Raw genomic sequence first — 26996 nt, forward strand, 5'->3', positions numbered from 1 at the left:
TCGAGGGCAGATCACACCGAGGGAAGATCACACGACCGAACTCAGCGGGCGTCGACGAGCGCGTCGATTTCGGCCTCGCTGTATCCTGCCGCCACGAGCACCTCTCGAGTGTGTTCGCCGAGTGCTGGCGGGCCATCGGTCGCGGGTTCGACCGGGGGATCCGTCCGTGCGGGAAATCCGATCCGGCCGTCGACGACCAGCTCTCGTTCGCGAGCGTGGGGGCTTTCGAGGGCTTCCTCGAGGCTGTTGACGGGAGCGATGGTCGTCTCTTCGTCGGCGGCGTCGAGCCACGCCGACTGGCTCCGCGTGGCGAAGATGTCGGCGAGTGTCTCCCGGAGTGCATCTCGAACCGCCGGATCGGGCGAACAGTGTTTCTCGCGAAGATCGGGCCGATCGACGAGTTCACAAAACCGGTCCCAGAACTGCGGTTCGACCGCCGCAAGCGTCACGTACTGGCCGTCTGCAGTTTCGTAAACGTCGTAACAGGGATACATCCCGGTAAACGGTTCGGGTGGGCGCGGATCGTTACCCGCGAGTGCGGACGGTGCGTACGACTGGCTAAAGGAGATGAGGACGTCGAGCATGCTGACGTCGATGTACGATCCGTCGCCGGTTCGTTCCCGAGAGAGCAACGCGGTAACGATCGAAAACGCGGCGAACAGCCCACCGCCAATATCCGAGACGCTGAACGGTGGCGGCGTCGGCCGCTCATCGGTCGACCGGCGTGAGAGGTCGACCAGTCCGCTCAGTCCGGCGAACGTGAGGTCGTGGCCCGGCCGATCCCTGTACGGTCCGGACTGTCCGAACCCGGAGAGCGAACAGTAGACGAGATCCGGAGCGATCGACCGAAGCGTCTCCTCGTCGGCACCGAGACGCGACGCGACGCCGGGACGGAACCCCTCGATCACGACGTCGGCATCGGCGACGAGATCGTATAACGCCCGCTTTCCTTCCTCGCTTTTCAGATCCAGGACGACACTTCGCTTTCCTCGAGAGAGCCCATCGAAGACGCCGTCTTCGGGCTGGACGAGCGGAACCGAACGGAGCGGATCGCCAGCCGGCGGTTCGACTTTCAGGACCGTCGCTCCGAGGTCGGCGAACAACTGCGTCGCGTAAGCGCCGGGCAACAGCTGTGTGAGGTCGATGACGGTACACTCATCGAGTTGCATGCCCTTCTCACTCGTCTACACCGTGTTAGAGCTACCGCTCCCGGAGTCATCGTCTCCTGTTTTCCTTTCGACTGCCAGCAGTAGCCCTGCCCGCTCTCGAGTCTGGGTGTCCAAAATAGGGCCGTTCGGCAGTATCAAATGGGTTTGAATAGTATAACCTAGTGACCAATATATTTATTCTCTCGGTATAGTATATGGCTCGTATGGATATTGGAAGCATGGTCGGCCAAGCGGCCGACCGTTTCGGTGATCGTCTCGCAGTTGCCTATCGGTCGGACGACGAGACCCAAACACGGACCTTCGAGGAACTGAACGCCGAGAGTAATCAGATTGCAAACGGGTTACTCGATATCGGCATCGGGACGGGCGACGTGGTCAGTATCTACGCGCAGAACTCGATCGAGTTCGTCGAGACGTTCTTCGCAGCACAGAAACTCGGTGCGATCGCCATGCCGATCAACATCAGGTTGGACGCATCCGACGTGGAGTACGTCCTCGAGGACGCCTCCCCTTCGTGTCTTCTCGCGGACTCGTCACTCCTCGAAAAGCGCAAACGGGCAGAGGAGGTACTCGCATCCTACGACGCTCCACTCTATACGTTCGGCGAATCGGAATACGTCTCCCACGAGGAACTGGTACACGGGTCCACGCAGAAGCCCGGGCTCCCGGTCGACGGCGAAACGATCGACGGCTACTTCTACACGTCGGGAAGCACTGGAAACCCGAAGGGCGTGATCCACACGCACTCGGATCGAGTGATGATCAATATGAACGTGATCAGCGAGTTGGGTCTTCGACACTCCGACGTCAACGTCTTACCCCTCCCGCTGTATCACAGCGGTCCGCTGTACTCCGGATTCGTTCCGTACCTCCAGTTCGGTATTCCGACGATCATCTTCGATCAGTTCGATCCGGAGGCGACGCTCGAGGCGGTCGACGAGTGGGATGCGACGGTGCTTGGCGGGGTTCCCGCCCAGTACGATCGTCTGACGAAAGTCGATAATATCGAAGAGTACGACCTCTCATCGCTCCGATTTTGGTGGTACTCCGGCGCGCCGATGACCGAAGGGGTACTCGAGCGCTGTCGATCGCACCTCTGTGATCGTCACTCGGTCATTTACGGCGCGACGGAGATCGGTCCGCCGGTTTCGATCCTCCCTCCCGAAAAAAGCGACGAGTATCCGAACTCCTGTGGGACCGGCATGAGCTATCAACGTATTCGAATCGTCGAGCCGGATGGGAAACCGGATCCAGACGCGACGATGCCCCCGGGGTCGACGGGGGAACTCATCTGCAAAGGCGTCTCGGTGATGAACAAGTACCTGAATCTGCCGGCGAAGACGGAACAATCGCTCATCGACGGCTGGTACTTCACCGGCGATCTCGCGGCGAGAGACGAAAACGGCTACATCTGGGTCAAGGGGAGAAAAGACGGCATGATCATCAGCGGTGGCGAGAATATCTACCCATCTGAAATCGAAAACATCGTGCTCGAACACGAGGCGGTCGACGACGTCGCGGTTCTCGGGGTCGAAAGCGACGAGTGGGGTCAGACGCCCAAGGCGTACATCGTTCCCGCAAACGGCGATTCGGTCGATCGAGAGACGATCGTCGACTACTGTCGGAATAGTTCGCTCGCGGATTACAAGCGCCCACGGGAAATTGCGGTCGTCCCGGAGATTCCACGGAACTCCAGCGGTGGAAGCGTTTTGAAGAGTGAACTTCGATCACTCGAGTAACCTCGAGTGCGACACCATCCCGGAACCCGCTGGACGGCAATCTCCCTCACTCGATCCGATAGCCTCGCGCCCGGAACATCGCGATCTGTGTTCCGTCCGCTTTCTCGACGACTGCTCGCGTTCCGTTCAGTTGCGAACTCTGGTGGGTGATCTCTGCGGTCGCAATCAACGTATCGCCGGGTTCGGCGGCGGACAGAAAGGACGTGTTCGTCTCGATTCCGACGGTCGTCTGTCCATCCGCCTGTGTTGCGGCACCTGCAGCAGCGTCTGCGAGCGCGAAAATAACCGCCCCGTGGAGCTTTCCGTTGAGATTCACCACGTCTTCGGTGACGGTAAGCGTCGTCTCGGCGTAGCCCGGTTCGATGGTGGTGAAGTCGATATCGAGCGTTCCACAGAGGGGATCCGATTGGATGTGTTCTCGAGCGTCGTCGACGTCGTTTGTCATCCCCTGCGTGTTCTCCGAGGGATCAATTGAATGTTTGGTCGGATCCAGCGCCCGCTCGAGATCGGTCCGACGCTGTTTACGTACGATTCGATTCAGCCGATACCCGCCATATGACGGCCACGAGAACGCGAACGATCGAGCGAAGGTAAATAACTAAGAGCATTGAGTCGCATACGTGAACCTATGGCAACAGAGGAAGACTCCTGTCCACACGGTGACGTGGAGAGGTCGACAGCCATGACGGGTGGGGCCGCCCCCTCATCCCGGGTTGAGCACATTCTCGAAAATCATCGCGAGGCACTCGAAGACGGGCGACTGCCGATGACCGTGTACAACGACGACGAGATTTTCGAGACGGAACTACACCGCATCTTCGGGCAGTGTTGGGTCTTCATCGGTCACGAAACCGAAGTCCCCGAGCCGGGCGACTACGCCAAACGCTACATCGGCAAGGACCCTTTCATCTTCATTCGGGGTGAAGACGATCAGATTCGGGTCCTGTTCGACAGCTGCACCCACCACGGTAGTCAACTCTGCAAGGCCGAACAAGGGAACAGCTCCCACTTCCGGTGTCCGTATCACGGCTGGACGTTCAAAAACACCGGCGATCTCGCCGGTATTCCCCTCCGCGATCAGGCTTTCGAGGGTCTCGATCCCGACGAGTGGGGACTCCACGAAGCCCCCCGCGTCGAAAACTACAAGGGGCTCGTCTTCGCTTCGATCGCCGCCGAGGGTCCCTCCATCGAGGAGTATCTCGGCGATTTCAAGTGGTATCTCGACGTCCACCTCGACATCGCGAAAGGCGGGATGGAAGTCATCGGCGAACCACACCGCTGGCGTGCCGACAGCGACTGGAAGTCGGGAGCCGACAACTTCTCGGCCGACAGCTACCACACCGGCGTCGCTCACCGCTCGGTGTTCGAAGTCGGCTTTGGCGACGAAGACATCTCGGGGACCGCCGGCCAGGAAACCCAGCGCCACGTGACCCACGCCGACTCCGGCTCGACGAGCCTGCGGTTGCTCGAGCCCGAAGAGGAGATCTTCTTCGGCTACCCCGATGAGTACGTCACCGACGAGAACCTGAGCGACGAACAGTACGAGGTCGCCGCCGCATGCGGAGCGGCGACGGGAACCATCTTCCCGAACCTCTCGTTTATCCACCTCGCTGCGACGAACGATCCGGACAAGCCCCTCGACGGCTTCTTCAGCCTTCGGCAGTGGCAACCGGTCGGCCCCGGCGAAATGGAGGCCTGGAGCTGGGTGTTGGTCCCGGCCGAAGCCTCCGAGGAGTACAAGAAGCGAGCTTACGACGTCGCTCTCGGGACGTTCAGCCCGTCGGGTAACTTCGAGCAGGACGACTTCGCCGTCTGGGACGGTATCGCCGAGGCCGCCGGGACGGTGTTCGCCGACAAGCAGGACGTCCGGATGAACTACCAGATGGGGATGCCCGGCATCGGCAAAGCCGAGATCGACGACGACTGGGAGGGTCCCGGCACCGCCTGGGACGACAACCTCGAAGAGGGAACGTGTCGGACGTTCCACGGCAACTGGCAGAAAGCAATGAACGGCGAAGAAGTCGGGATGCGCTACCCACGAGATCACATCTAATCGAGACCCATGAGCGATCAAATGACACAGCGATCGGAACTCGAGCGACACTACGAGTGCGTGTCGTTTTACAACCTCGAGGCCGAACTGCTCGATGCGAAAGAACTCGAGGAGTGGCTCGACTTGCTGACCGAGGACGTCAGATACGACATGCCACTACGGGTCACGCGCGACCGTGGCTCGGACCGCTCGGAATTCAGCGTAGAGGGGTACAACTACCGTGAGGATCGGAGCACGCTCGAAGCACGAGTCGATCGGTTTCAGTCGGAGTTTGCCTGGTCGGAGGATCCGCCGACGCGAACCCGCCACTTCGTGACGAACGTTCGGGTGGATGGCGTCGACGGCGACGAGCTCTCGGTGAAAAACAACCTACTGTTGTTCCTGGCTCAGGGAGAAGAGGCCGAGGGAACGACGGTGTCGGCGGAACGTCACGACGTGTTGCGTCGCGTCGACGGCTCGTTGAAACTGGCCGAGCGGGATATCCGCCTCGATCACACCGTCCTTCCGATGAAGAACATCTCGGTGTTCTTCTAACCATGTCCCGGACGCGTACAACCGGCGAGGCGCTCTACGTGACCGCCCGTGACGGACGAGGCGTTGTTATTCAGAAGATCCACACGCCACGCGGAGAACGTCTCAAGTTCGAGGCACCTCGCCTCGACGAGGTTACCCATCTGGACGCGGTCGCCCTCGAGAGCGTCACGTGGCAAGAGCCAGAAAAGATGGCCGAGCGAGCCCTCTCGGCTGACACCGAAGACTCGGTCGAGAGCGGCACCGACTGGAACGGCGGAACGTCCGAACTGATGATCGCGAACGAGTACGGACAGGTCGTCCTCGAGAAGGAAGGCGACGACGGCGTGCACGTCAGCGCACCCAAGCTCGGCTACGATATCACGCTCGGCGTTGGGGAACTCGAGTGGCTCACGGTCCAAGACCACGAGACGTTCACCGAATTCCTCGAACAGCCGTTCGGACCGGCCGACGAACACGACCACCACTGATCCGAACCCCATCGGGACCACCACTGATCCGAATCGGATCGGATCGAGTTCGGTCCGACTACACGGACCATCGGGCGGGATCGCCGCCGCGTCACGCGGACACACGACAGAGATCACGGCTATCGTCGCGGCTCGTCCGAATCGATCCGCAACGAGACGGCTTACGAACATCGAAGCACCTACGAACCTACAAACGAAAGACAAACTATGTCGGGAGTTAAGAAAATTGAACACGCGGTACTGGAAGTAATGGATCTCAACGAAGCGGTCGAGTTCTACACCGACGTCGTCGGCCTCGTCGAACTCGAGCGTGCGGATGACGTCGTCTACCTCGGCTGTGGCCTCGACGAGAACTACGATCTCGGCCTGGTCGAGGGTCAGACTGGCGTCGAACACTTTGCGTTACGCGTCACGGCCGACGAACTCGAGGAGTACGCGACCCACCTCGACGACGTTGGCGTCGAGACCGAACGGGTCAGCGACGAACCGGGACAGACCGACGGTCTTCGATTTTCGCTCCCGAGCGACGTCGATATGGAACTCGTGACCGTCGCTGACTCCTCGTATCATCACCCGGTCAAACCGGAAGCCGACCGAAACGCCGTCACGCCGCGTGACCTCGATCACATCAATCTCATGACCCACGACGTCGACAGCGATATGGCGTTTCTCGAGGACCACCTCGATTTTGCCGTCTCGGACAAGATCCTCGGCGAGTCCGAGTTTACGATCCAGGCGTGGCTTCGCCACGGCCGGTTCCACCACGACGTGGGCCTGTCGAACGGCAACGACGTCGTCCGGACGCTCCATCACCTCGCGTTCCAGATGGACTCGTTCGACCACATGAAGAAATTCTGTGATCGACTGGCGAGCAAGGGCTACCGCCTCGAAATCGGGCCCAGCCGTCACAACGCCGGTGGCAACCTCTTTGCGTACTTCTGGGCACCCGGCGGGAATCGGATCGAACTCACCGCGGAGATGGCGACGGTCGATCCCGACGCCGAAACCGGCGTCCGCGAGATCGACCGCGAGACGAATACCGTCTCGACGTGGGGCGGAGTCGTCCCGACCAAAGAGTTCCTCGAAGAGGGATCATAGATGGGCTGGCTCGATGGAAAAACGGCGCTCGTCACCGGCGGCGGATCCGGTATCGGTCGAGCCGTCGTCGACCGCTACGTCGAGGAGGGTGCAACCGTCGGAGTGCTCGAACTCGACGGCGACCGCGTCACGGCGCTGAACGAGAAGTACGGCGATGCAGTCCACGCCGTCCAGGGCGACGTCTCCGAGTGGGAGGACAACGAGCGTGCCGTCGCGGAGACTGTCTCGGAGTTCGGTAAGCTCGATATCTTCGTCGGCAACGCCGGTATCTTCGATAAGGTCGTTCAGTTGGCCGACCTCGAGCCGGAGGAACTGGAGACGGCGTTCGAGGAGGTGTTCCGGGTGAACGTACTCGGATACATGCTCGGGGCGAAAGCGGCACTTCCTGAACTGTTGAAGACCGAGGGCTGTATGGTGTTTACGGCGTCGTACTCGAGTTTCTATCCGGCGACCGGCGGAGTCGTCTACACGCCGTCGAAACACGCGATCGCGGGCATCATCCGGGAGTTGGCGTACGAACTCGCCCCGAAGATTCGGGTCAACGGTGTCGCACCGGGATACAGTCCGACGAACCTCTCGGGCGTCAACGCCCTCGGTCAGGGAGAGAGCGCGGCGGATCCCGACGAGATCGACGAGCGGTATCCGCTTCGGATCCCTGAAGCCGAGGAGTACGCCGGCTACTACGTACTGCTCGGTTCGGAAGAAAACAGTCGGGCATCGACGGGAGCGATTATCGAGGCCGACAGCGGCCTCTCGATCCGCGGTGCGGACGAACCGGCGGGCGGAACTGATCTGTAGCGAGACTCGCCTCACTCGACTCGATTTTCGAGATCACTCGACTCGATCGTCCACGGCGGTTTCTACTGCGCGTCGCCCCATCACGAGCGCGTTCGCGAGGCCACCCATGTAGTGTCGGTTGTTCACGTTTCCGATGTCCACACCGGCGGCGTACAGACCCGGAATCGGTTCGCTTTCGACCGATTCGTCGTGGCCCTCGTCGACGAAGAGCGTCGACGGGCTCCGGCGTTCGTCGAGGACGCGACCGCCCTCCTCGACGTGGAGCCCACCCATCGTGAACGTAATTCCGGGTTGGACGGCCACGGCGTAAAACGGCGGCGTGTCGACGGGACGCTGGTAGTCTCTTCGGGGTGGGTCGAGTCGATCGCCACGCTCCGCCCGAACTGCCTCGTTGTACTCGTCGATCGTTTCGATCGCGTTCGTGCCGTCGACGCCTGCCGCGTACAGTTTCTCTTCGAACCCGTCGAAAGAATCGGCGCGGATCACTTCGGCTCCGCGATCGGCCGACCGTTCGACGATCGTCCCGATGTGGCCCATACTGAACACTTCGTCGTCGTAGAGATCGCTGTCGAAGACGTAGTAGGCGCGTCCGTCGGCTTCGTGTGCCGTATCCTGTGCGAGCGTGTGTTCGAGTTCCGACTCCGACTCGTCGGTAAATCGCTCGCCGCGTTCGTCGATCGCGACGGCGAACGGTCCGTAGTACTGGGTCAACTCGAGGTACCGGTCGGGGGTGACGTTCGCCGGGGGCGCGGCGAGATTGTGCCCGTAGAACGTCTCCATTCCGCCCGTCGTCTTCGCACCGACGTCTCGGGCGGCCGTTAGCCCGTCGCCAGTGCTCCACGGATTCGATCGAAGCCAGAGGTTCTCGATCGCCGGCGTCACGTACTCCTGGAGGAGACGTTCGTTCCCCTGAAACCCGCCGGTGGCGAGGACGACGGCGTCGGCCTCGATCTCGAGGTCCTCGCCGTCAGGGGTCGTCGCGTCGACACCGACCACGGCGTTCCCGTCGGTCCGAAGCGACCGCAAAGGCGTTTCGACGAGAACCTCACCACCGCCGTCTTCGATCCGTGTGCGCAGTCGGTCCGTAAACGCTTCCGGATCGATCTTTCCGCAGTTAGCACCCGGTGTCGGTGCGACGACCGTCTCGCCGGTTGGTAACTCGACCGGCGGTTCGCGAACGGTCACGCCCAGCGATTCGAGCCACTCGAACGCCGGATCGAGCCCCTCGACGACGGTTCGCTGGAGATCGGGATCGCCGCGAGGCACGTTCTCTCGTGCGTCGTCGATCGTCTCGTACGACCAAATGAGGCCGGCGGAGAGGTACATCGAGCCGCCGGGTCGCGTCCCCTTCTCGAGGACGCACACGTCGACCCCGAGTTCGGTCGCCCGAACGCCGGCTACGAGCCCGGCCATGCCGGCCCCAACGATAACGATGTCTCGTTGTCGCGTCTCAGTTGCCATCGGACTGACGTTCGGCGGCCTCGGATTTACGTTTTTTCAGTGACGAACGGCTCGCGGCGGAGCCGATGTTACGCTATAGTGTGACTATTGCCACCGATCGTCAGCGCCGTGTCGACGATCTGTGGGAGATAATTTCACTGATCTCTATCGGCCCTACGACCCGATGGTCGAGACGGACCGAACGGGATCGACCCGGCGGCCGCGACTGTACGTGGCGTACCGACCGCTGATCCGACGAGCAGGTTACGGCTTCGAATTGACTGTGCACAAACACCATGGGTATTGTTCACACTCTGTCCAACAAACGGAAAAATATTCCGCTAATATCCAAAATGGGTGCTTTTATATCCCAAAACCACTGGCTACAATAACGGACTAAGGGTGTTAACCCAGGCCCCGGTCCCTGCTCGAGATGTGTCGTTGGCTAACGGGAATAGCCGATTCGAATACATCATGTTTTATCCCCCGATTTTATATTGTTGGGAATCCACCAGACGCGTATGCGTCCAAATGACTCACATGGGAGCGAGTCTCAGATAGTGAACCGTACCGTCAGCAGGCGGCGTCTGCTTCAGGCCACCGGGGCTGCTGGGGTCGCCGGATTCGCAGGGTGTGTCTCGGAAACTGAAGAAAACGGCAACGGCAACGGTAACGGTGGTGACGGCGGCGAGATCGGAACGGTCACGTTCGGCATCCTTTCACCGGTTAGCGGAGGGTTTAGTCCACAGGGTGGTCCACAACGGCAGGGTGCCGAAACAGCGGTCGAGTACGTCAACGAGTCGGACGAGTTCGATTTCGAGATCGAGCCAGTGTACGAAGACACCGAAACCGAACCATCGGTCGGTCGCAGACGCGCCCAGCGTGTCGTCGAAGAGGACGAAGCGGAGTACATCGTCGGTACCGTCAACTCCGCCGTCGCGCTGGCGGTTGCGGAGTACGCCGGCAGTCAAGGGGTGATCTACACGTCGGGCGGAGCCGCGATGGAAATCACCGAAGAGGAGTGCAACGAGTACACGTTCCGAAACGAGACGAACACTGCACAACAGGCGAGTGGCGTCTCCGAGTGGATCATCGACGAAGGATACGAGAACGTCTGGATCCATACAGCCGATTACGCGTACGGGAACTCCGCAATCGAAGAGATCGAAGCGAGTCTCGAGGGAGAAGACGTCGAGGTCGTCGGTGAGACGACTCCGTCGCAGGGCACGGACGATTTCGGCCCGTATATCAGTCAGATCGCAGATTCGGACGCGGACGTCCTCGCGATTCCCCTCACCGGGAGCGGCCTGATCGACTTTATCGGCCAGGCGGATAGTGCTGGTCTCAAAGATGAAGTCGACATTATCGGGACGGCGAACTTCGCCCGCGTCGTCCGTAATGCCCTCGGCCCAGCCGTCGCCGGCACGTACAGCGCCGCGCTGTACGACGCTGACCTCGAGGTCGGAGACAACGAGCAGTTCGTCTCACAGTACGAGGAGATGCACGGCGAACTTCCCGATTCGTTCTCTCGCGTCGGATACGAAGCAGTTCGGATGACGGCCCGTGGTATTCAGGAGGCTGGAACGTCGAACCCCAGCGAGGTTAAAGATGCGCTTGCCGATCTGGAGATGGAGACGATCATCGGAGCGACTCACTTCCGGGACTGTGATCACCAGTCGGCGAATCCCGTGTGGCCGTCGGAGATCGTCCTGCAGGAGGAGGACGACGAGATGACCGAACTCAACATCTTGAACGACATCCCCGCCGAAGAGACTACACCGGAGTGTTCCGGAAACTGTGAGATGTGATGTTCGCGAATTTCGAACCTCAGCCCCGACCCACCGAGCACGCGACCGCATAACCCCCAGATTAGTGCCATCAATGACCAGAGAGAGATAATACATGATATCAGGCTCGTTGTTGTTCGAAATGATGTTGAACGGTATCGTTATCGGAATGATCTACGTCTTAGCTGCCGCTGGCCTGTCCATCATCTTCGGCGTGATGGACGTCCTCAACCTCAGCCACGGCGAGCTCTTCGCACTCGGTGCGTATCTCGCCTTCTCGATCATGGTCGCTCTCGGAACGGGGATGGGGTTTTGGGTCGCGTTACTCATCGCGCCGATCGTGGTTGGGCTGATCGGGATGCTCATCGAACGAGTTGCGCTCCGTCCGTTGTACGGCCGCGGCCATCTCGATCAAGCGCTGGTTACCTTCGGGTTCCTCCTGATCATCTACGACGCGCGACGACTGATCTGGGGAACGGACAGCAAGTTCGTGTCGCCACCGCCGTCGCTGTCCGGAACCGTCGAGATCCTGGGATTCAGCTATTCGCTCTATAACCTCTTCGTAATCGCGTTCGGTGCCGTCCTCGTCGCGGCGACCTGGGCGCTGTTGAACTATACGAAGTTCGGGCTGATCATCCGCGCGGGCTCACAGGACAGAAAGATGGTCGGTGACCTCGGAATCGATATCAATCGGTACTACACCCTGCTGTTCGGGTTCGGGATGGCGCTTGCTGGTGTCGGTGGCGTCGCACTCGGTGCATACCAGAGCGTCGACCTCGATATGGGTCATTCCATCATCATTCCCGCGTTCGTGATCGTCGTCATCGGCGGTCTCGGAAGTTTCAAAGGCGCCGTCGTCGGTGCGTTGCTCGTCGGTATCTTACAGAGCTTTATGGCGACGTACCTTCCGTTTCTCTCCGGTGTCGAGATCTTCCTGATCATGATCGCCGTGTTGCTCCTCAAGCCACAGGGACTGTTCGGAAACCCACACTGGGAGGTTCCAAGCGGCGACACCGATTTCCTCTCGGGGATTCGTGGTGGGGTACTAGAGCCACAGACGAGACGGTATCTGGGAATCGGCGCAGTCGCAGTGTTGGCACTCGTTCCGTTCGGTGCGGGTACGTTCTATTCGGCGTACTACGTTTCGCTGATGCAAGAGCTGATGATCTGGGCGTTACTCGCGTTGAGTTTAGACCTCGTGATGGGATATACGGGTCTCATCTCGCTCGGTCACGCCCTGTTCTACGGACTCGGGGCGTACACTTCGATGCTCATATTCATCCATCTGACGCCGTCGATATTCGTTGCGCTCGGTGCAACGATACTCCTCTGTACGCTCGTCGCGATCGTCGTCGGTCATCTCTCGATCAAGGTCACCGGGCCGTACTTCATCCTGATCACTCTCGGATTCGCCGAGTTGTTCTACGAAGGCGTGTACAAGTTCGGCTTTACCGGGGGGTCCAACGGACTGTTCGGGGCTGAACGGGAGTTCGGTATCGCCGGCGTCGGCGTCAACTTCGACAACATTCAGGTTGGCTTCGAGCCGCTGGTTCTGACCGGTAACGACCTCTACTTCTACTTCGTTCTGATACTGGTCGTCGTCTCGTACCTCGTGGCGCGAACGCTGATGAACGCACCGTTCGGAAGCGTCTTGCGCTCGGTCAAAGAGAGCGAAAAGCGAACGGAGTTTATGGGATACAACGTCCGTGGATACAAACTCCGCGCCTTCACGATCAGCGGTGCGTTAGCCGGACTCGCGGGCGGTTTATACGCCGTCGTGCAAGGATACGCCGCACCCGCGTTGTTCCACTGGCTCGTCTCCGGGGAGTTGATCCTGATGGTCGTCCTCGGTGGAACCGGAACGCTGTACGGTCCGATGATCGGAGCCGGTGTGTTCGTCGGATTTTCCGACTGGCTCTCGGGGTATATCGATTCCTGGCGACTTCTGCTCGGTGCATTGTTCATCATCTTCGTGGTCTTCATCCCACGCGGACTGGTGTCCATCCCGGCAAGCCTCCAGGCATATTGGCACCGGTATCAGAGCGATACGCCCGGTGCTGGTGATAGCACTGCACAGACTGACGTTTCGACGAAAGGTGAAGACTGATGGCAACGACAGATCAATCGGATACCGACCGATCCGCGGCGAGCACCGACAACACAGCACGATCAGCGATCCTCCGAACCGACGGACTCGCGAAGTTGTACGGCGAACTGGCCGCCGTCGACTACGTCGACTTTTCCGTCGCCGAGGGGGATTTCCACAGCGTCATCGGCCCAAACGGTGCCGGTAAGACGACGCTTCTGGACCTGATCACCGGCGGTCGTAAACCGACTGCTGGATCGATATACTTCGACGGCGAGGATATCAGCGACCTGGATTCGGACGAACTCGTCCACGAGGGGATCGCACGGTCGTTCCAGATTACGAGCGTCCTAGACGGTCTTTCGGTCTTCGAAAACGTCCGACTCGCTACCCAGGCCGTCGAGTACGGTTCACTCTCGAAGGTTGATACGCTCTTGCGATCAGTGGGATCACACGACGTGATCGACGAACAGACGAACTCGATTCTCCGACAGGTCGGTCTCGATGACCAGGCTCAACTACCGGCACAGAACCTCTCCTACGGAGATCGGCGCAAACTCGAGATCGGAATCGTGCTCGCGACCGACCCGAAACTCGTGTTGCTCGACGAGCCCACCGCCGGGATGAGCATCGACAAGAAACACGAGACGATCGACCTGATCGAGGACGTCCTGGCGGATGCGACGGTAATTCTCGTCGAACACGACGTCGAACTCGTAATGCAACTGTCCGATCAGATAACCGTTCTCCACCAGGGACAGATCCTCGCCGACGGAACGCCCGAGGAGATCGCGGACAATCAAGAGGTCCAGGACGCATACCTCGGAGGACATTCCAATGAGTGAATCGACTTACGACCGCCAAGCGTCGGGCCGGGTAGACGACGAGGTGTTGCTGTCAGTCGACGATCTCGTCGCCGGATACGGGCTCGGCCAGGTTCTCCGTGGCATCGACTTCGAGGTCGAGCGAGGCGAGGTTGTCTCGCTCATCGGACGTAACGGCGCCGGAAAGACGACGACGCTCGAGAGCATTCTCGGTAACGTCCCCGAGATCACCGGCTCCATCCAGTTCGATGGAACCGACGTTACCGATCTCAGTAACGACGAAACGATCAGCCAGGGGATCGCATACGTCCCCGAAGAACGTCGCGTCTTTCCGGGCCTCACCGTCCGGGAGAACCTCGAGGTCGCACAGGTCGCTGCTGGTAACGACCAGGCGAGAGACATCGACGCCGTCATCGGAATGTTCGAGAACCTAGAGGAGAACGAACAGAGCCTCGGGAGCGAGATGAGCGGCGGAGAACAGCAGATGCTCGCGATCGCTCGGGCGCTCGTAAGCGGTGCAGAGCTCTTGATGCTCGACGAACCGACCGAGGGTCTCGCGCCGTACATCGTTCGGTCGGTCGAGGAGACGATCGAAGAGCTAAACGAAAGCGGGATCACGATCTTGCTCGTCGAACAGAACGTACAGGTTGCGATGGAGGTCTCTGACACCCACTACGTGATCAACCAGGGTGAAGTCGTCTACGAGGGCTCTTCTGGCGACCTCGAGGAGAACCAACAGATTCTCGATCAGTATCTCGGTATCAGTTCCTGATACCCTACACGGGGTTTGTCGTTCGAACGATCCGCTTTTCGTTGGTGTCTCACCGACGACACCGATACACAACTGAAACGATTCACACACCGATCGCTGATCCGTCTGGCGAATCGGGTGTGCATTGACGTTCAGCGGCTACTATCGCGTCACACACCATGTCACAACCCGCCGTTTTTTTGCCCCGAAGCCCCAACACGGAGTATGGACGTTTTAGACATCGACCACGTCAACATCCGAATTCCTCACGGAAGCGTCGACGAGGCTGTTGCGTTTTATCGAGACGGATTGGGGTTCGAACCCGAGAACCTCGATCGGTACAGGGACGGCGAACGAACCATCTTTTCGTTCCGATTGAACGAACGGGCCATCCTGCACGTTCGCCCCGTCGAATCGTTTGCCCCGCCCGACGGGAAGGGATTCGATCACTTCGCGATCGTCGTCGACGAACCGATCGACGAAATCAGAGATCGACTCGAGGCGGCCGGCATCGAAATCGAGCGCGACGGGAACCCTCTCGGTGCAACCGGGCGAGCCCCGGCCGTCTACGCTCGCGATCCGTTCGATTATCTCATCGAAATCAAAACGGCCCAGCAGTAACCCACCATCGCTCGCCGGTAAGCACTGGCTCGTCTATCCGTTCAGTCCGAAGACGCAGCACGTTCGGCGATCATCGCCTCCGCTTTCTCGGCCCAACCGCCCCACAGGAATCCGATGGAAACGACGAGTGCCCACCAGACGTACGTAAGTGCCATTCCGGCGTAGATTCCGTACAGGCCGTATCCGAGGACGATACTCGTGACGTAGGAAAACCCTAGCATAAATCCGAACGAGCCGGTCAAGCGAGCGTAGAACGGGGTCCTGGTGTCACCGGCGCCACGGAGCGCGCCGGCAATCGGGAAGAAGATCCCGACGAAAAACAACATCACACCGAACACTTGCGTAAAGACGGTTGCGTATTCGATCGTCGTCTGATCGTTCGAAAACAGCGTGGCCAGGTATTCGGCGAAGCCGATCAATCCGAGACCACCAGCACCGAGAGTCAACACGCCAAATGCCGCGATCGAGAGCCCCGAAAACCGCGCCCTCTCCGCGTCGCCTTCGCCCAGTTGCTGGCCAACGATGATGCTCGAAGCGACGCTGTAGGAACGGTACAACGGTCCGGTCGTCTGATGGTAGATTCGACGCGCGATGTGGTAGGCGGCGTTGACCTCCGTTCCGAAGAGCAAAAGCAACGCGTTGAACGGATAGCTCACGACCGACGTCGTCATCCCCTCTGCGATATTCGGGACGGCGACAGCGACGAGTTGGGTGGCGATCGTCGAATCGGTCGACCACGCGTAGCCGATCGTCGTCCGATCGCTCGCGATCGCCAGGAGCATCAACAGCGCCTCGCCCGTCCGACTGATCGCCGTTGCGAGTGCAACGCCGACGACGCCGAACTGGGGAACGACCCAGAATCCCAGGCCGAGCGCGACCGACAACAGAATGTTCGACGCGTTCGACACGCCATTTATATACATCGGCGTGACCGTATCGCCGGTTCCCTGGAGCGCTCTCGAGCCGGTCAGTGCGACGATTCGCATCGGCGACGCGGCGAAGACGATCATCAGGTAGAGACCGCCGATCTGGACCACGTCGGGCGCAGATCCAAGGATTGCGATCGCGAAATCACCGAACAGGAACCCCAGAATAATAAGTGGCAATCCAGTCGCAAACCCGAGTGCGATCGCATGCGTAATTGCTCTATCACGCGTCAGTTCCGCACCGCGTCCCGTATCCTGACTCGAGAGGGCGATTGCACCGGCACCCAACCCGGATCCGATCCGCATCGGAATCTGTGCGTAGAGGTCCGCGATGCCGACCGCTGCGACCGCGGCCGGTGAGAAGAGACCGGTAATAATGATGTCGACAGTTCGCATCAGCGTCGAGAGCGTCTCCTGAATTGCGATGGGCCAGGAAAGGGAGAGCGTCTCACGCCACACCGCGAAGAGACGGCGACGCAACGAAGACATGTATTCGTCGTATGCCGACCCGGCAAATCAGGCTGTCGATCGGACACTTCCGTGGAATGCGATATCACGAGACAGATTCGGAGGAAATCCCCTCGTATAGACTTGCTGTAACGATGTAGCGGTGGGATTGCCGCCCGGGTCTCTGTTGGGCCGGTACATCGTTACAGTAACCCGTATCAGGCCTCGACAACGCCTCTCCGTACTCGAGGCTGACTCGCCAATTCGTTTCCTCGACATAATCGCGAATCAGCATCCCGGTCCACCAAAACAGTTCTGCCTCGAAGAAACTACACGAGCGAAACAAGTATCGTAGCTACTACACGCCATTGCACACCAAATTCCAGATAGACCGGTTTGCATCGTATAATTCGTCGCGTTTGTCACTCTCGTTTGGGTGCTGAATACCCCATCCCACTCGAGTGCCGGCCATCCTGAAATCGCATCCATGACACCCCTACTGTTGTAAATCGTTGTCCGTAGAACCGATACGACGGCCCAACGATATTATCGACGTGACTACGAGAGCGTTCAACTCTATAACGTCAACTGAAACGATTCACACACCAATTGCCAATTCGTTCGGCGATCTGGTGTGCAATGAGGTACAGTGGCTACTCTACTCACGAACCCAGTCTCATTTTCGATCAACGACGTGGGTTACGCTCGTCTCTCAAGCGGTGAGCACGTGATTCGTGGGTACATCACGATCCGAACCAAACGGTTATCAGTGCTCTCTTTCTCGGTTGTAGTATGATCGACGTCGGGTCGGTAGAACTACTCGCACAGACGCCACGTATCGTCACGCTCGAGGGGAACCGATACGTACTCCACGAGCGCGAAGATGGCGACGTAACGCTGTACAGTGCGGTCTGTCCGCATCAACGAGGGCGGGTTATGGCTCGCGAGGGCACGCTCTTGTGTCCCAATCACCGCTGGGAGTTCGATCCCGAGACCGGAGAATGTCTCACCGTCGCGGACGAACGTCTTCGGGAGTCCTCCGTGACACGGGAGGATGGGTCGCTCGTAGTCGATGAGTTGCCCGATGAGACTGCGTAATCTCCTTGACTTTCTGGACCGGCTGTTTCGAAACTCTTCTAAACTGCCAAATTCAGATTTCTATCTTTAGAATTGTACATTTGCTGTAGGGACATTTACCATGGCGTTCGTATCGGCGCTCGGAGCCACCTCGTTCGTCGCTGGATCGATAGCGGTATGCGTCCAGTACTGTTTGTTAGTTAACTGTAGTATGGCCTTAATAATCACAATGTGTTCCTATTCCCTTTATTTTTAAACTATCCTCTCTCTGTCCACCCAGTGGTGGCTGATCCGTCAAAAGTCGGCGGCGCTAGACCATCGCAAAATACGAACCGTATCGAAGAATAAACTCGTCCGCACCATCGCAATACCGCTCGGAGATTACCTGGAGTAGACCTGTCCCGGGTAGATGGTCTCGAGCGGATGCACATCGCCCCGTTGGCCGGCTGTAGATCGATTTTCTATATCCAGATTGACAACATCTATCAGCCATCAGATCAACAATGTATAATCTAAAATTACTGTATTTCGATCAAATAGCTTTGGGAAAATTCGGATATCTATCGTGGCCACTGAACGTCATCGGTCTACCTGTACGATAGGGGGCGTGGTTCTCGCTCCAAACCGCGGAGTGTGCGATCGGATGAAAACTTACTTTCAATACCAAAATGAATGGTTTAAATACGTTCGACTTATTCCTCAGCCGTGGCTAAACGCGATCGAACGATCCCAGCGGCGTTTCCTCGTCGCCCGAACGACTGGACTCATATGGTGGCCGCCCGAACACTCGATATGGGATTTCACACCTTCCCCATCGATCGGGCCGATGCCCTCGAGGATCCAACACGGTACCGTTTTTGTTCTCGCGAGGAACTCATCGAGATGCTCGATGTTGGCTCCGATGCCACCGTCGCGGACCTGGGTTCGGGAACGGGCTTTTTCACGCGAGAGGTCGCTCCGTTCGTCGATACGGTGTACGCGGTCGACGTTCAGGCGGCGATGCACGAACGCCACCGAGAGGCGGGCGTCGCGGAAAACGTCGAACTTCTCACGACGGAGGTCGACTCGTTGCCCTTCGACGACTCCGAACTCGACGCGGCGTTCTCGACGATGACCCACCACGAGTACGCCACGGACGAGGCGCTCCTGGAAATCGCTCGCGTAATCCGGACCGGCGGTCGCCTCGTCACCGTTGACTGGTCAGCGTCGGGAACGGGTGCGGACGGTCCGCCGGTCGACGAACGGTTCGGTCCGAACGAGGCCGTGAATCAACTCGAGGAAGCCGGCTTCACAGTCGAGCGGGTACACGATCGGCCGGAGACGATGGCGATTGTCGTCCGCCGGTGATGGGTGGGGTGGGCCGGTAGCGATCGGGTCTCGTTCCGTTTCCCGTCGTACTGGTTGACATTCCACAACGCATATTGGTGCAGTTCCCGTAGTCAGCGTCGATGGATTCGGAGACTGCATCGCATCGATCGCTCCTCGCTCTTGCGGGCGGTGCAAGCCTCTGCTGTCTCGCCCCGGGTGCCGTCGCCACGGCCGGTGGTGGCGCCGCCGTCGGTCTGGCCGCCGGACTCGGACAGGTCGTCGTAACCGCGTTGACGCTTGCGATTATCGGGCTCGTAGTTTCCTGGCGACGTGACTGTTCGACCTGCGATCGATAAGTCCCCAAATTCGACGATCACCCCGAGGAGGTGGTCACCGACTCCGATTCGGCCTCGTGAACTTCTTCGCGGAGTGGTGTGGGCCAGCGAGATTCTCGAGCGGTCCCTGTAGCGGATAGACGCGTCGAAATTCCGGTATAGACACAGTAGTCCACCTCGAGTCAAGACGAACCGCCCTCTTTTCACTGTCTCTGGCCCACGGGATTCGACTCGAAACGTCGCTCGAGCGGTTTACACGAACTGAACCGCGTCTGGAAGCGGCAATTGCGGAACCAAGAACAGACCCGCGATCGTGACCAGCCCCACGAGGACTGGGAAGACCACGACGGCGAAGTTCGTCTCCGCCAACACGTAGCCGAGGTCACTGCTCATTCGCGAGAGCGACGGCGTAGTGCTTTGTCGGAGGATCACGAGCTCGAGACCAAAGAGGGCGACCGTCGCCGCTGCGGACAGCATACAGAACGGACAGATTTCGCCGATGACTCCCAGTTGCAGGTAGACGAAGTACGCCGAGAACGCGACGCCACTCGCCGTAATCGGAGTCAGAATCTTGATCAGCAACGGGTGTCGGGTATCGAACCACCAGAGTGCGAATCCGATCGTTGCCAAGTAATAAAACCCACCGAGGGTTGCAAGCGGGATTCCGAGGACGTAGGCCCACGGACTGGTAATAACTTCGATACTTCCCTGGACGGGCGCGTCAGACGGTATTGCAGGAATTGCAAATAGGTGGATCGCCGTTAGTGCGACTGTCACGAACCAGCCGACCACAGCGATAAGCGCAAAGAGGCCAAATAGAGTCGACACACGCGGCGAGTACTCCCATTCGTAGTCGAACGACATCGAAGGTGGTGTTTCGGTTGTCATACAATACTGGTTTGCCGGGCGTATATAAAAGTATTGTGCAATACACCCAATTCCACAGCCGCAACAACGGACAATCGTCTAGAAAATTGTGAGAAGAGTGCCTCTCGAGAATCGCCATTGCTGTTTGAACACAAGATCAATTTTCGAGCACTGTTTGATTTCGCCACACCAGACGCAATTTCGGTTCGTGTCGTTTGCGGTTGTGCGTCGGTAGCGGACCGGACGTCACCGTATTGTACCAATTGAAACGATTCACACGCTGGTCACACAGCCCACGAGTCATTGCGTTCTCTGTTCGCATCGACGCGGTTCTCACTCGTGTCCACTCGCTCACGGGTCACGTTCGTTCCCCGTTCGCTTTCCCGCGGTTCTCGCTCATGGTTCGAAAATCAAAGATTTTCGTCATCACGAACGACCAGCGGTCGTTCGAACGACTTCGTTCGCTCACGGGTCACGTTCGTTCCCCGTTCGCCGTTCCGCGGTTCTCGTTCACTCCGTTCACTCCGAACCGCGCTCGCTCCGAACCGCGCTCGCTCCGAACCGCGCTTCCATCTGGCGATCAGGTGTGCAATGACGTGCGGTGGATACGATACTCGTCGGGAGTCAATACACTTCTACTCACGGACAGGCGAACAACACCTCTGTGGGTACGATCGAAGAGTGCTGTCCGCGCGACGAGCCGTTTCTACGCGAGAGTTGGCGGCTGGATACCCTGAGATGGGTGCTCAGCACACTTGCGCAATATTCGCACAACCCTTATACCGGTACGGCTCCTACCGCGATACGAGAAAATGGCACAATCGATGGCGGAACTACTGCAACAGGACATGGAGTGTGAGGGGTTGCTCGAGTGCATTCACGGACTGAAACAGCTCGACAAGGAGTGTTTCCAGGTGATGGTCGAAAGCGACGAGCCGTTGACGATCGACGACGTCGCCGACAGGGTCGACCGCGAACGATCGACCGCGTACCGATCGATCCAGCGACTCCTCCAGAGTGGATTCATCCAGAAAGAACAGATCAACTACGACCAGGGCGGTTACTACCACGTCTACTATCCGACCGACCCGGATCAGATCGCAAGCGAGATGCAACGAACCTTAAACGACTGGTACGCGAAGATGGGACAGCTCATCCAGGAGTTCGAAGACAAGTACGAACACACCGAGGATGCTCGAGCGGCGGTCGAAGGCTGACCCTTTTTATTGTAATCGCCACCTGACTGACCTCGCTGATTCTTGGGGAGCAAACTCGCGGGTGGAACGTTCAATATCGCTCGAAATATCGATCCTGTACCTTCACGAAGACGGCCATCAGTAGCGCGAAAACGCTCGCGGAAACGCCGATCTGGATCCAGTGAACGAGCGCAAGCGGTTCGACGTCGAACAGGAACTGGCCGGTCGGCGTGTAGAGAACCAGAAACTGGAGCGTGACGGCGACGGCCACCGCGACCACGAGCCAGCGATTCGTGAAGATTCCGAGCCCGTAGCGGTAACGGATCGCCTGGATGCGGACGATCTCGAAGACGACGAACCCGGTAAACACCATGGTCTGGGCGAGTTCGCGGCCGGGTTCGTAGCTGGGACTCCAGCCGGTGATTGCACCCAACACGTCGTATCCCGGCACGAGTTCGCCGTAGAAGTTCAGCGTAAACAGCGGCAGTAGACAGACCGTCATGAAGATCGCGATACCGACGATCGAGGTAACGATCCGGTCCGTAATGACGCCCTCGTCCGGGGGTCGCGGGTCGCGTTCCATGATGTCCCCAGCGGGCGGGTCGACTCCCATCGAGAGCGCCGGGATACCGTCGGTGACAACGTTGATGAACAGGATCTGGATCGGTGTGATCACCAGGCCGAAACCGAGCATCGAGCCGGTAAAGACCATCGTCACCTCGCCGCCGTTGCCCGATAACAGGTAGTTGACGAACTTCCGGACGTTGTCGAAGATACGGCGGCCACCCTTGACCGCGTCGCGGATCGTCGCGAAGTTATCGTCCAGCAGGACGATATCGGACGCCTGTTCGGTGACGTCGGTGCCGCGAATCCCCATCGCGACGCCGACGTCCGCGTTCTTCACCGCGGGGGCGTCGTTGACGCCGTCGCCGGTCATCGCGACCGTGTGGCCCTTCGCCTGGAGCGTCTGCAGGATGCGCGTCTTGTGCTCCGGCGAGGTCCGCGCGAAGACGTCGACGTCCTCGACTCCTGCGGCGAGTTCCTCGTCGTTCATCTCCTCGAGTTCGGGTCCCGTGATTACCGTCGTCGAACGGAGGCCAACCTCCTCGCCGACCGCCCGCGCCGTCACCGCGTTATCGCCGGTGATCATCACCACGTCGATGCCGGCGCTGAGACACCCCGCGAGCGCGTCGGTCACCTCCGGTCGCGGGGGATCGAGCATCCCTTGGAGGCCCAGAAAAACCATGTCCCGCTCGAGTCCCTCGTCCGGGTCGTCGACCTGGTCGGCTGCCACGTCGGGCCGGTAGGCAAAGCCCATCACGCGCAGCGCGTCCTCGGCGAAGTTCTCGTTTCTGGCCTCGAGTTCCGCGCGTCGCTCGTCGGTCAGTTCGACGATCTCTCCGTCGACGAATTCGCGTTCACAGCGCTCGAGGACCGTCTCCGGCGCTCCTTTCATGTACGCGACGGGATCGCCGCCGGGCGTTTCGTGGACGGTCGTCATCCGTTTGCGCGTGGAGGTGAACTCGACCTCGCCGCGTCGAGGATACTCCTCGTCGAGCTCCTCGTGGTCGAATCCGGCCTTTTGTGCGGCGACGAACAGCGCGATTTCGGTTGGGTCGCCGAGGTAGGTTCGTTCTTGTTCGCCCGACTCCGCGTCGTGGGTCCCGTCGTCGCCGTTGCCAGCTCCCCTGTTTTCGGTGCGTTCGCGGGTTCCGATATCGACGTTGTTACACAGCAGTCCACAGCGAAGCACCTCGGCGACCCGCTCTTCGTCGACCGGCTCGTCGTCCTGTAGAAACTCGCCGTCGGTGTCGTAGCCGGTGCCGGTCACCTCGTAGACCTCGCGATTTGTGACGATCCGTTGTACCGTCATCTCCTCTTCGGTGAGCGTCCCCGTCTTGTCCGTACAGATGACGTCGACCGAACCCAGCGCCTCGACGATCGGCAGTCGCCGTACCAGGGCGTTCTGGTCGGCCATCCGCCGAGCCCCGAGTGCGAGCGAGAGCGTGACGACCGCGGGAAGCCCCTCGGGGACCGCGGAGACGGCGATGCCGACGGCTGTCAGGAAGACCTGCAGTGGTTCGGTTTCACCGACAACGAGTTCTGCGACCGCGATTATCGCGACCGCGAGAATGACGACGCCGGCGATGATCTTCCCCAGGCGACCCATCTCGGCCTGGAACGGCGTCTCTCTGTCTTCGGCCTCCTCGAGAGCCGTCGCGATCTGTCCGATTTCTGACTTCGGACCGGTCTCGACGACGACCGCCGTTCCGGAACCGCGCTGAACGACCGTCTCCTTGAACAGCATGTTCTCCCGCTCGGCGAGCGCGACGTCCTCCTCGACTGTCCCGACTTCCTTTGAGACGGCCACGCTCTCCCCGGTCAGGGCCGCCTCGTCGACGCTGAGGTTCGATTCGTCGACGATTCGAGCGTCCGCGGGGACGATATCGCCGGACTCGACGAAGATCACGTCTCCCGGGACGACCCTCTTCGTGTCGATCTCCGTCTTCTCGCCGCCGCGTCTAACCAGCGCGTACGTCGTCGACATCTCCTTTAACGCCTGGATGCTCTGTTCGGCCCGATAGTCCTGGACGAATCCGAACAGCGTGATGAAGACGACGATCCCCGCGATGACGGCCGCATCGACCGTGTGTCCGACGCCGGCCATCACGATAGCGGCAACGATCAACACCCAGATCAGCGCCGACGAGTACTGCTCTACGAGAATCCACAGCGGAGAGGTCCCCTCACTGGCTTCGACCTCGTTCGGTCCCTCCCGCTCGAGTCGCTCGCGGGCCTCCGTAGACGTCACCCCCTCTTCGGACGTCTCCAGTTTCGCGTAGACCGTCTCGAGCGGCCGCGCGTGCCAGTCACTGTCGGCGTCCGATTCGGTTCGTTCGTGGTATTCTGATCGTGACACGGATAGCTCGATCACAACAACCCACCCTCGTATTCAGTCTCGATACCTCACGTGAGAGACCGTGGAGGGCCACGGACACGAATCGCCCTCTTAACGGACGTGACCGCCGACCACTCGATGGTCGAGCACGTCGAACTTCGGGCAGAGCGGACGGACATCGACGCAACCGACGAACACCGCCCCCGTGTGGCCCTGGTCGAGACGTCGACAACGACGGCGTTGTCGGACGGCTCGTCGAGATCTCCCAGCGACGACGCGTCCCCGCGTCCCTCGAGTGTGCGTTCCAGCGAGCGGATCGGCCATCGAAGATTCGGCCCGTCCGTCAGCTACCGTGTTGACCACACCAGTGACCCGAACGATCATGCGAGGCGTCCTACGACGATTTGCCTTGTAATACCCACACGAACCCGTCTCGAGACTGACCGATCACGGACCGCAGTTGGCGTCGTTAGGACGGCCGACGAGTGGCCGGTCGCGAACCGACGGTGGTCTCCGCATCACTCCGACCGGTCGGGACTCGAGCGCTGCGTAAACGACGGTGGCTCGATCGCGTGTCGAATTCCCGTCCACTCCTCGATCTGTAACTCGTAGTACTGGTTTCCGGCCTCCTCGCTCGCCGTCTCGAGGAGTTCGGGACGCCACATCGGCCCCTCGACTGCCGTCGCGCTCGACGTCTCGTCCGGTGGAAGGGCACGGAGCGACCCGGTCGCGAGGACGCTTCGCCAGTGAAACATCGTTTCGGCGTTGTAAACCAGAAACGACGCCGCACCTGCCCGTTCCGAGAGGTCCGCTTTTCGGCTCTCAGAACCCACGACGTAGCCGAAATACAGCCGCGACTCTCCATCGAACCCGTAGGACATCGGGATCAGATACGGCGTCGCTTCGGTCGAGAGGCCGAGAACGCCGAAACTCCGCGTCGAAAGGAAACTCACGATGTCGTCGTCGTCCATTCGTTCCATCCCGTATTCGGCGAGTTCGTCGACTGTCATCCGTACCGTGTGATACGTAGCCCAGTGACATAATTCGCACACCACTGCCGCACTCGTCACGAGCCATCGTTCGAGTTGCTGACACCGTCCACGCGAGACGCCGTCCACTCGAGTCGACGAACCGGGTACGAACACACCGAAACTGGAGTGTCAGGTCGATCAGGCGGAAAATAGTTATTCCGCAGGTTACTGTAGACCAGGGGCATGGACGACTCGCAGCCGAACGTTCTCCTGGTCCACGTCCACGATATCGGCCGGTATCTCGGCTGTTACGGTGTCGATATCGAAACGCCTCACATCGACGCACTCGCCGACGCCGGCGCACTGTTCGAACGACACTTCGCGACTGCACCGCAGTGTTCGCCCAGTCGCGGCAGCCTCATGACCGGCCGCGTCCCCCACGTCAACGGCCTCATGGGCCTCGCCCACGGCGACTGGGAACTCCACGAGGACGAACGCATCCTGCCGCAGTACCTGAGCGACGCCGGCTACGAAACCCACCTGTTCGGCCTCCAGCACATCTCCCAGGACACGGACCGCCTCGAGTACGACCGAGTCCACTCCGAGGGGAACCTCTATCCGGGCGTCTCGCCGGCCGTCCATCAGGCCAATCGAGCCCGAAACGTCGCGTCGGTCGTCTCGTCGTTTCTCGAGGCGGGCGCGTACGACGATCCGTTTTTCGCCTCCATCGGCTTCTTCGAGTGTCACCGCACCGAGGAGGAGAACGGCCGATTCGGGTTCGACGCCGACTACTACGGCGCCGACGATCCCGACGACGTGCGCCCGCTTCCGTACCTCCCGGATCGACGAGGACACCGCCACGATCTCGGCGAAATGCACGGGATGATGTACGCCATCGACGACGGCGTCGGGACGATCCTCGAAGCGCTTGCCGACACCGGTCTCGACGAGGAGACGCTCGTGATCTTCACGACCGAACACGGCATCGCCTTCCCGCGAGCGAAGGGGACCTGCTACGATGCGGGCTTGGAGGCGGTGCTCGTGATGCGGTATCCGAGCGTCATCGACGCCGGCGAGCGCTACGACGACCTGCTCAGTAACGTCGACGTGTTGCCGACGCTGCTCGAACTGCTCGATATCGACGTCCCCGACGCGGTTTCGGGGCGAAGTTTCGCCGACCGAATTACCGACGGCGACGACGGCGACTACGAGCCGCGCGAGCGGATTTTCGGCGAGATGACCTGGCACGACATGTACAACCCGGTTCGAGCGATCCGGACGGATCGGTACAAGTACGTTCGGAATTTCTGGCACCTTCCCAGAGTGTATCTCCCGGCGGACGTGTTCGCCAGCGAATCGGGCCGCGAGGTCCGCGAAGCCGACGCCACGCCAGCGCGACAGTACGAAGAGTTGTACGACCTCCGCGATGCGCCACAGGAAGACGACAACGTCGTGTACGAACCGCGGTATCAGGACGCCCGACGGGAACTCTCGCGGGAGCTCTACGAGTGGATGGTCGAAACCGACGACCCGCTCCTCGAGGGGCCGGTCTTGCCGGGTGACTACGGCGAGATTCAATCGTGGCCACACGAATCGACCTGAC

General features: G+C 59.9%; 23 protein-coding genes. 16 read left to right on the forward strand and 7 right to left on the reverse strand.

The features are described from left to right. Positions 1-41: 41 nt before the first annotated feature. Complete coding sequence (locus AB7C87_RS17970) at positions 42-1169, reverse strand: CaiB/BaiF CoA transferase family protein (RefSeq protein ID WP_369730881.1); 1128 nt, start codon at positions 1167-1169, stop codon at positions 42-44. A gap of 203 nt (positions 1170-1372) precedes the next feature. Here AB7C87_RS17970 and AB7C87_RS17975 point away from each other — a divergent pair, with 203 nt between their 5' ends. Beyond that, positions 1373-2908 carry a class I adenylate-forming enzyme family protein gene (locus AB7C87_RS17975; RefSeq protein WP_369730882.1) on the forward strand — a complete coding sequence of 512 codons (1536 nt, stop codon included), beginning with the start codon at positions 1373-1375 and terminating at the stop codon, positions 2906-2908. Between the two features lie 46 nt (positions 2909-2954). Here the strand turns inward: AB7C87_RS17975 and AB7C87_RS17980 are convergent, their stop codons facing one another. Then, positions 2955-3353 (reverse strand): PaaI family thioesterase, encoded by a 399-nt coding sequence (locus AB7C87_RS17980; RefSeq protein ID WP_369730883.1) that lies wholly within the window; start codon positions 3351-3353, stop codon positions 2955-2957. A 183-nt stretch (positions 3354-3536) separates the two neighbouring features. Here AB7C87_RS17980 and AB7C87_RS17985 point away from each other — a divergent pair, with 183 nt between their 5' ends. From AB7C87_RS17985 to hcaB, 5 genes are all read left to right on the forward strand, one after another. Beyond that, positions 3537-4961 (forward strand): aromatic ring-hydroxylating oxygenase subunit alpha, encoded by a 1425-nt coding sequence (locus AB7C87_RS17985; RefSeq protein ID WP_369730884.1) that lies wholly within the window; start codon positions 3537-3539, stop codon positions 4959-4961. A gap of 9 nt (positions 4962-4970) precedes the next feature. Continuing rightward, entirely contained in the window at positions 4971-5495 is a 525-nt protein-coding gene (locus AB7C87_RS17990; protein ID WP_369730885.1) for an aromatic-ring-hydroxylating dioxygenase subunit beta, read from the forward strand. A 2-nt stretch (positions 5496-5497) separates the two neighbouring features. Continuing rightward, a complete protein-coding gene (locus AB7C87_RS17995) occupies positions 5498-5962 on the forward strand; it encodes a hypothetical protein (protein WP_369730886.1) in 465 nt (154 codons plus the stop codon). A gap of 249 nt (positions 5963-6211) precedes the next feature. Continuing rightward, the gene (locus AB7C87_RS18000; RefSeq protein ID WP_369730887.1) at positions 6212-7060 is read left to right on the forward strand and encodes a VOC family protein; all 849 of its coding nucleotides are present in this window, start codon (positions 6212-6214) and stop codon (positions 7058-7060) included. Then, the gene (hcaB, locus tag AB7C87_RS18005; RefSeq protein WP_369730888.1) at positions 7061-7858 is read left to right on the forward strand and encodes a 3-(cis-5,6-dihydroxycyclohexa-1,3-dien-1-yl)propanoate dehydrogenase; all 798 of its coding nucleotides are present in this window, start codon (positions 7061-7063) and stop codon (positions 7856-7858) included. It abuts the gene before it with no gap. 33 nt (positions 7859-7891) lie between these two features. Here hcaB and AB7C87_RS18010 read toward each other — a convergent pair whose 3' ends face one another. Next, the gene (locus tag AB7C87_RS18010; RefSeq protein ID WP_369730889.1) at positions 7892-9319 is read right to left on the reverse strand and encodes an FAD-dependent oxidoreductase; all 1428 of its coding nucleotides are present in this window, start codon (positions 9317-9319) and stop codon (positions 7892-7894) included. Between the two features lie 539 nt (positions 9320-9858). On the opposite strand from AB7C87_RS18010, the gene AB7C87_RS18015 reads away from it, so the two are divergent. The 5 genes from AB7C87_RS18015 (at position 9859) to AB7C87_RS18035 (ending at position 15367) form a co-directional block, all read left to right on the forward strand. Beyond that, positions 9859-11106: an ABC transporter substrate-binding protein gene (locus tag AB7C87_RS18015; RefSeq protein ID WP_369730890.1), complete on the forward strand. Its 1248-nt coding sequence runs from the start codon at positions 9859-9861 to the stop codon at positions 11104-11106. A 94-nt stretch (positions 11107-11200) separates the two neighbouring features. Continuing rightward, a complete protein-coding gene (locus AB7C87_RS18020; RefSeq protein WP_369730891.1) occupies positions 11201-13192 on the forward strand; it encodes an ABC transporter permease in 1992 nt (663 codons plus the stop codon). Then, the gene (locus tag AB7C87_RS18025; protein WP_369730892.1) at positions 13192-14016 is read left to right on the forward strand and encodes an ABC transporter ATP-binding protein; all 825 of its coding nucleotides are present in this window, start codon (positions 13192-13194) and stop codon (positions 14014-14016) included. Before AB7C87_RS18020 ends, AB7C87_RS18025 begins: the two co-directional genes overlap by 1 nt. Beyond that, complete coding sequence (locus AB7C87_RS18030; protein WP_369730893.1) at positions 14009-14767, forward strand: ABC transporter ATP-binding protein; 759 nt, start codon at positions 14009-14011, stop codon at positions 14765-14767. Before AB7C87_RS18025 ends, AB7C87_RS18030 begins: the two co-directional genes overlap by 8 nt. Before the next feature lie 204 nt (positions 14768-14971). Next, positions 14972-15367 carry a VOC family protein gene (locus AB7C87_RS18035; RefSeq protein ID WP_369730894.1) on the forward strand — a complete coding sequence of 132 codons (396 nt, stop codon included), beginning with the start codon at positions 14972-14974 and terminating at the stop codon, positions 15365-15367. 41 nt (positions 15368-15408) lie between these two features. Here AB7C87_RS18035 and AB7C87_RS18040 read toward each other — a convergent pair whose 3' ends face one another. Continuing rightward, on the reverse strand, positions 15409-16782 hold the full coding sequence (locus AB7C87_RS18040) for an MATE family efflux transporter (protein ID WP_369730895.1): 1374 nt from the start codon (positions 16780-16782) through the stop codon (positions 15409-15411). A gap of 750 nt (positions 16783-17532) precedes the next feature. Between AB7C87_RS18040 and AB7C87_RS18045 the strand changes: the two genes are divergently transcribed. The 3 genes from AB7C87_RS18045 to AB7C87_RS18055 all read left to right on the forward strand — a co-directional run bounded on the left by AB7C87_RS18045 (position 17533) and on the right by AB7C87_RS18055 (position 19481). After that, entirely contained in the window at positions 17533-17838 is a 306-nt protein-coding gene (locus AB7C87_RS18045; protein WP_369730896.1) for a Rieske (2Fe-2S) protein, read from the forward strand. A 771-nt stretch (positions 17839-18609) separates the two neighbouring features. Further along, positions 18610-19164 (forward strand): class I SAM-dependent methyltransferase, encoded by a 555-nt coding sequence (locus AB7C87_RS18050; protein WP_369730897.1) that lies wholly within the window; start codon positions 18610-18612, stop codon positions 19162-19164. Positions 19165-19265: 101 nt separating this feature from the next. Further along, entirely contained in the window at positions 19266-19481 is a 216-nt protein-coding gene (locus AB7C87_RS18055) for a hypothetical protein (protein WP_369730898.1), read from the forward strand. Between the two features lie 231 nt (positions 19482-19712). Here AB7C87_RS18055 and AB7C87_RS18060 read toward each other — a convergent pair whose 3' ends face one another. After that, positions 19713-20348: a vitamin K epoxide reductase family protein gene (locus AB7C87_RS18060; RefSeq protein WP_369730899.1), complete on the reverse strand. Its 636-nt coding sequence runs from the start codon at positions 20346-20348 to the stop codon at positions 19713-19715. A 791-nt stretch (positions 20349-21139) separates the two neighbouring features. On the opposite strand from AB7C87_RS18060, the gene AB7C87_RS18065 reads away from it, so the two are divergent. Further along, positions 21140-21544 carry a helix-turn-helix domain-containing protein gene (locus AB7C87_RS18065; protein ID WP_369730900.1) on the forward strand — a complete coding sequence of 135 codons (405 nt, stop codon included), beginning with the start codon at positions 21140-21142 and terminating at the stop codon, positions 21542-21544. A 70-nt stretch (positions 21545-21614) separates the two neighbouring features. Here the strand turns inward: AB7C87_RS18065 and AB7C87_RS18070 are convergent, their stop codons facing one another. Further along, positions 21615-24443: a cation-translocating P-type ATPase gene (locus AB7C87_RS18070; RefSeq protein ID WP_369730901.1), complete on the reverse strand. Its 2829-nt coding sequence runs from the start codon at positions 24441-24443 to the stop codon at positions 21615-21617. A 497-nt stretch (positions 24444-24940) separates the two neighbouring features. Continuing rightward, positions 24941-25432, reverse strand: coding sequence for a pyridoxamine 5'-phosphate oxidase family protein (locus tag AB7C87_RS18075; RefSeq protein ID WP_369730902.1), 492 nt, complete (start codon positions 25430-25432; stop codon positions 24941-24943). 204 nt (positions 25433-25636) lie between these two features. Between AB7C87_RS18075 and AB7C87_RS18080 the strand changes: the two genes are divergently transcribed. Then, a complete protein-coding gene (locus AB7C87_RS18080; protein WP_369730903.1) occupies positions 25637-26995 on the forward strand; it encodes a sulfatase family protein in 1359 nt (452 codons plus the stop codon). Position 26996: the final 1 nt, after the last annotated feature.

The organism is Natrarchaeobius versutus, from assembly GCF_041205745.1.
In the GTDB taxonomy this organism is placed as follows: domain Archaea; phylum Halobacteriota; class Halobacteria; order Halobacteriales; family Natrialbaceae; genus Natrarchaeobius; species Natrarchaeobius versutus.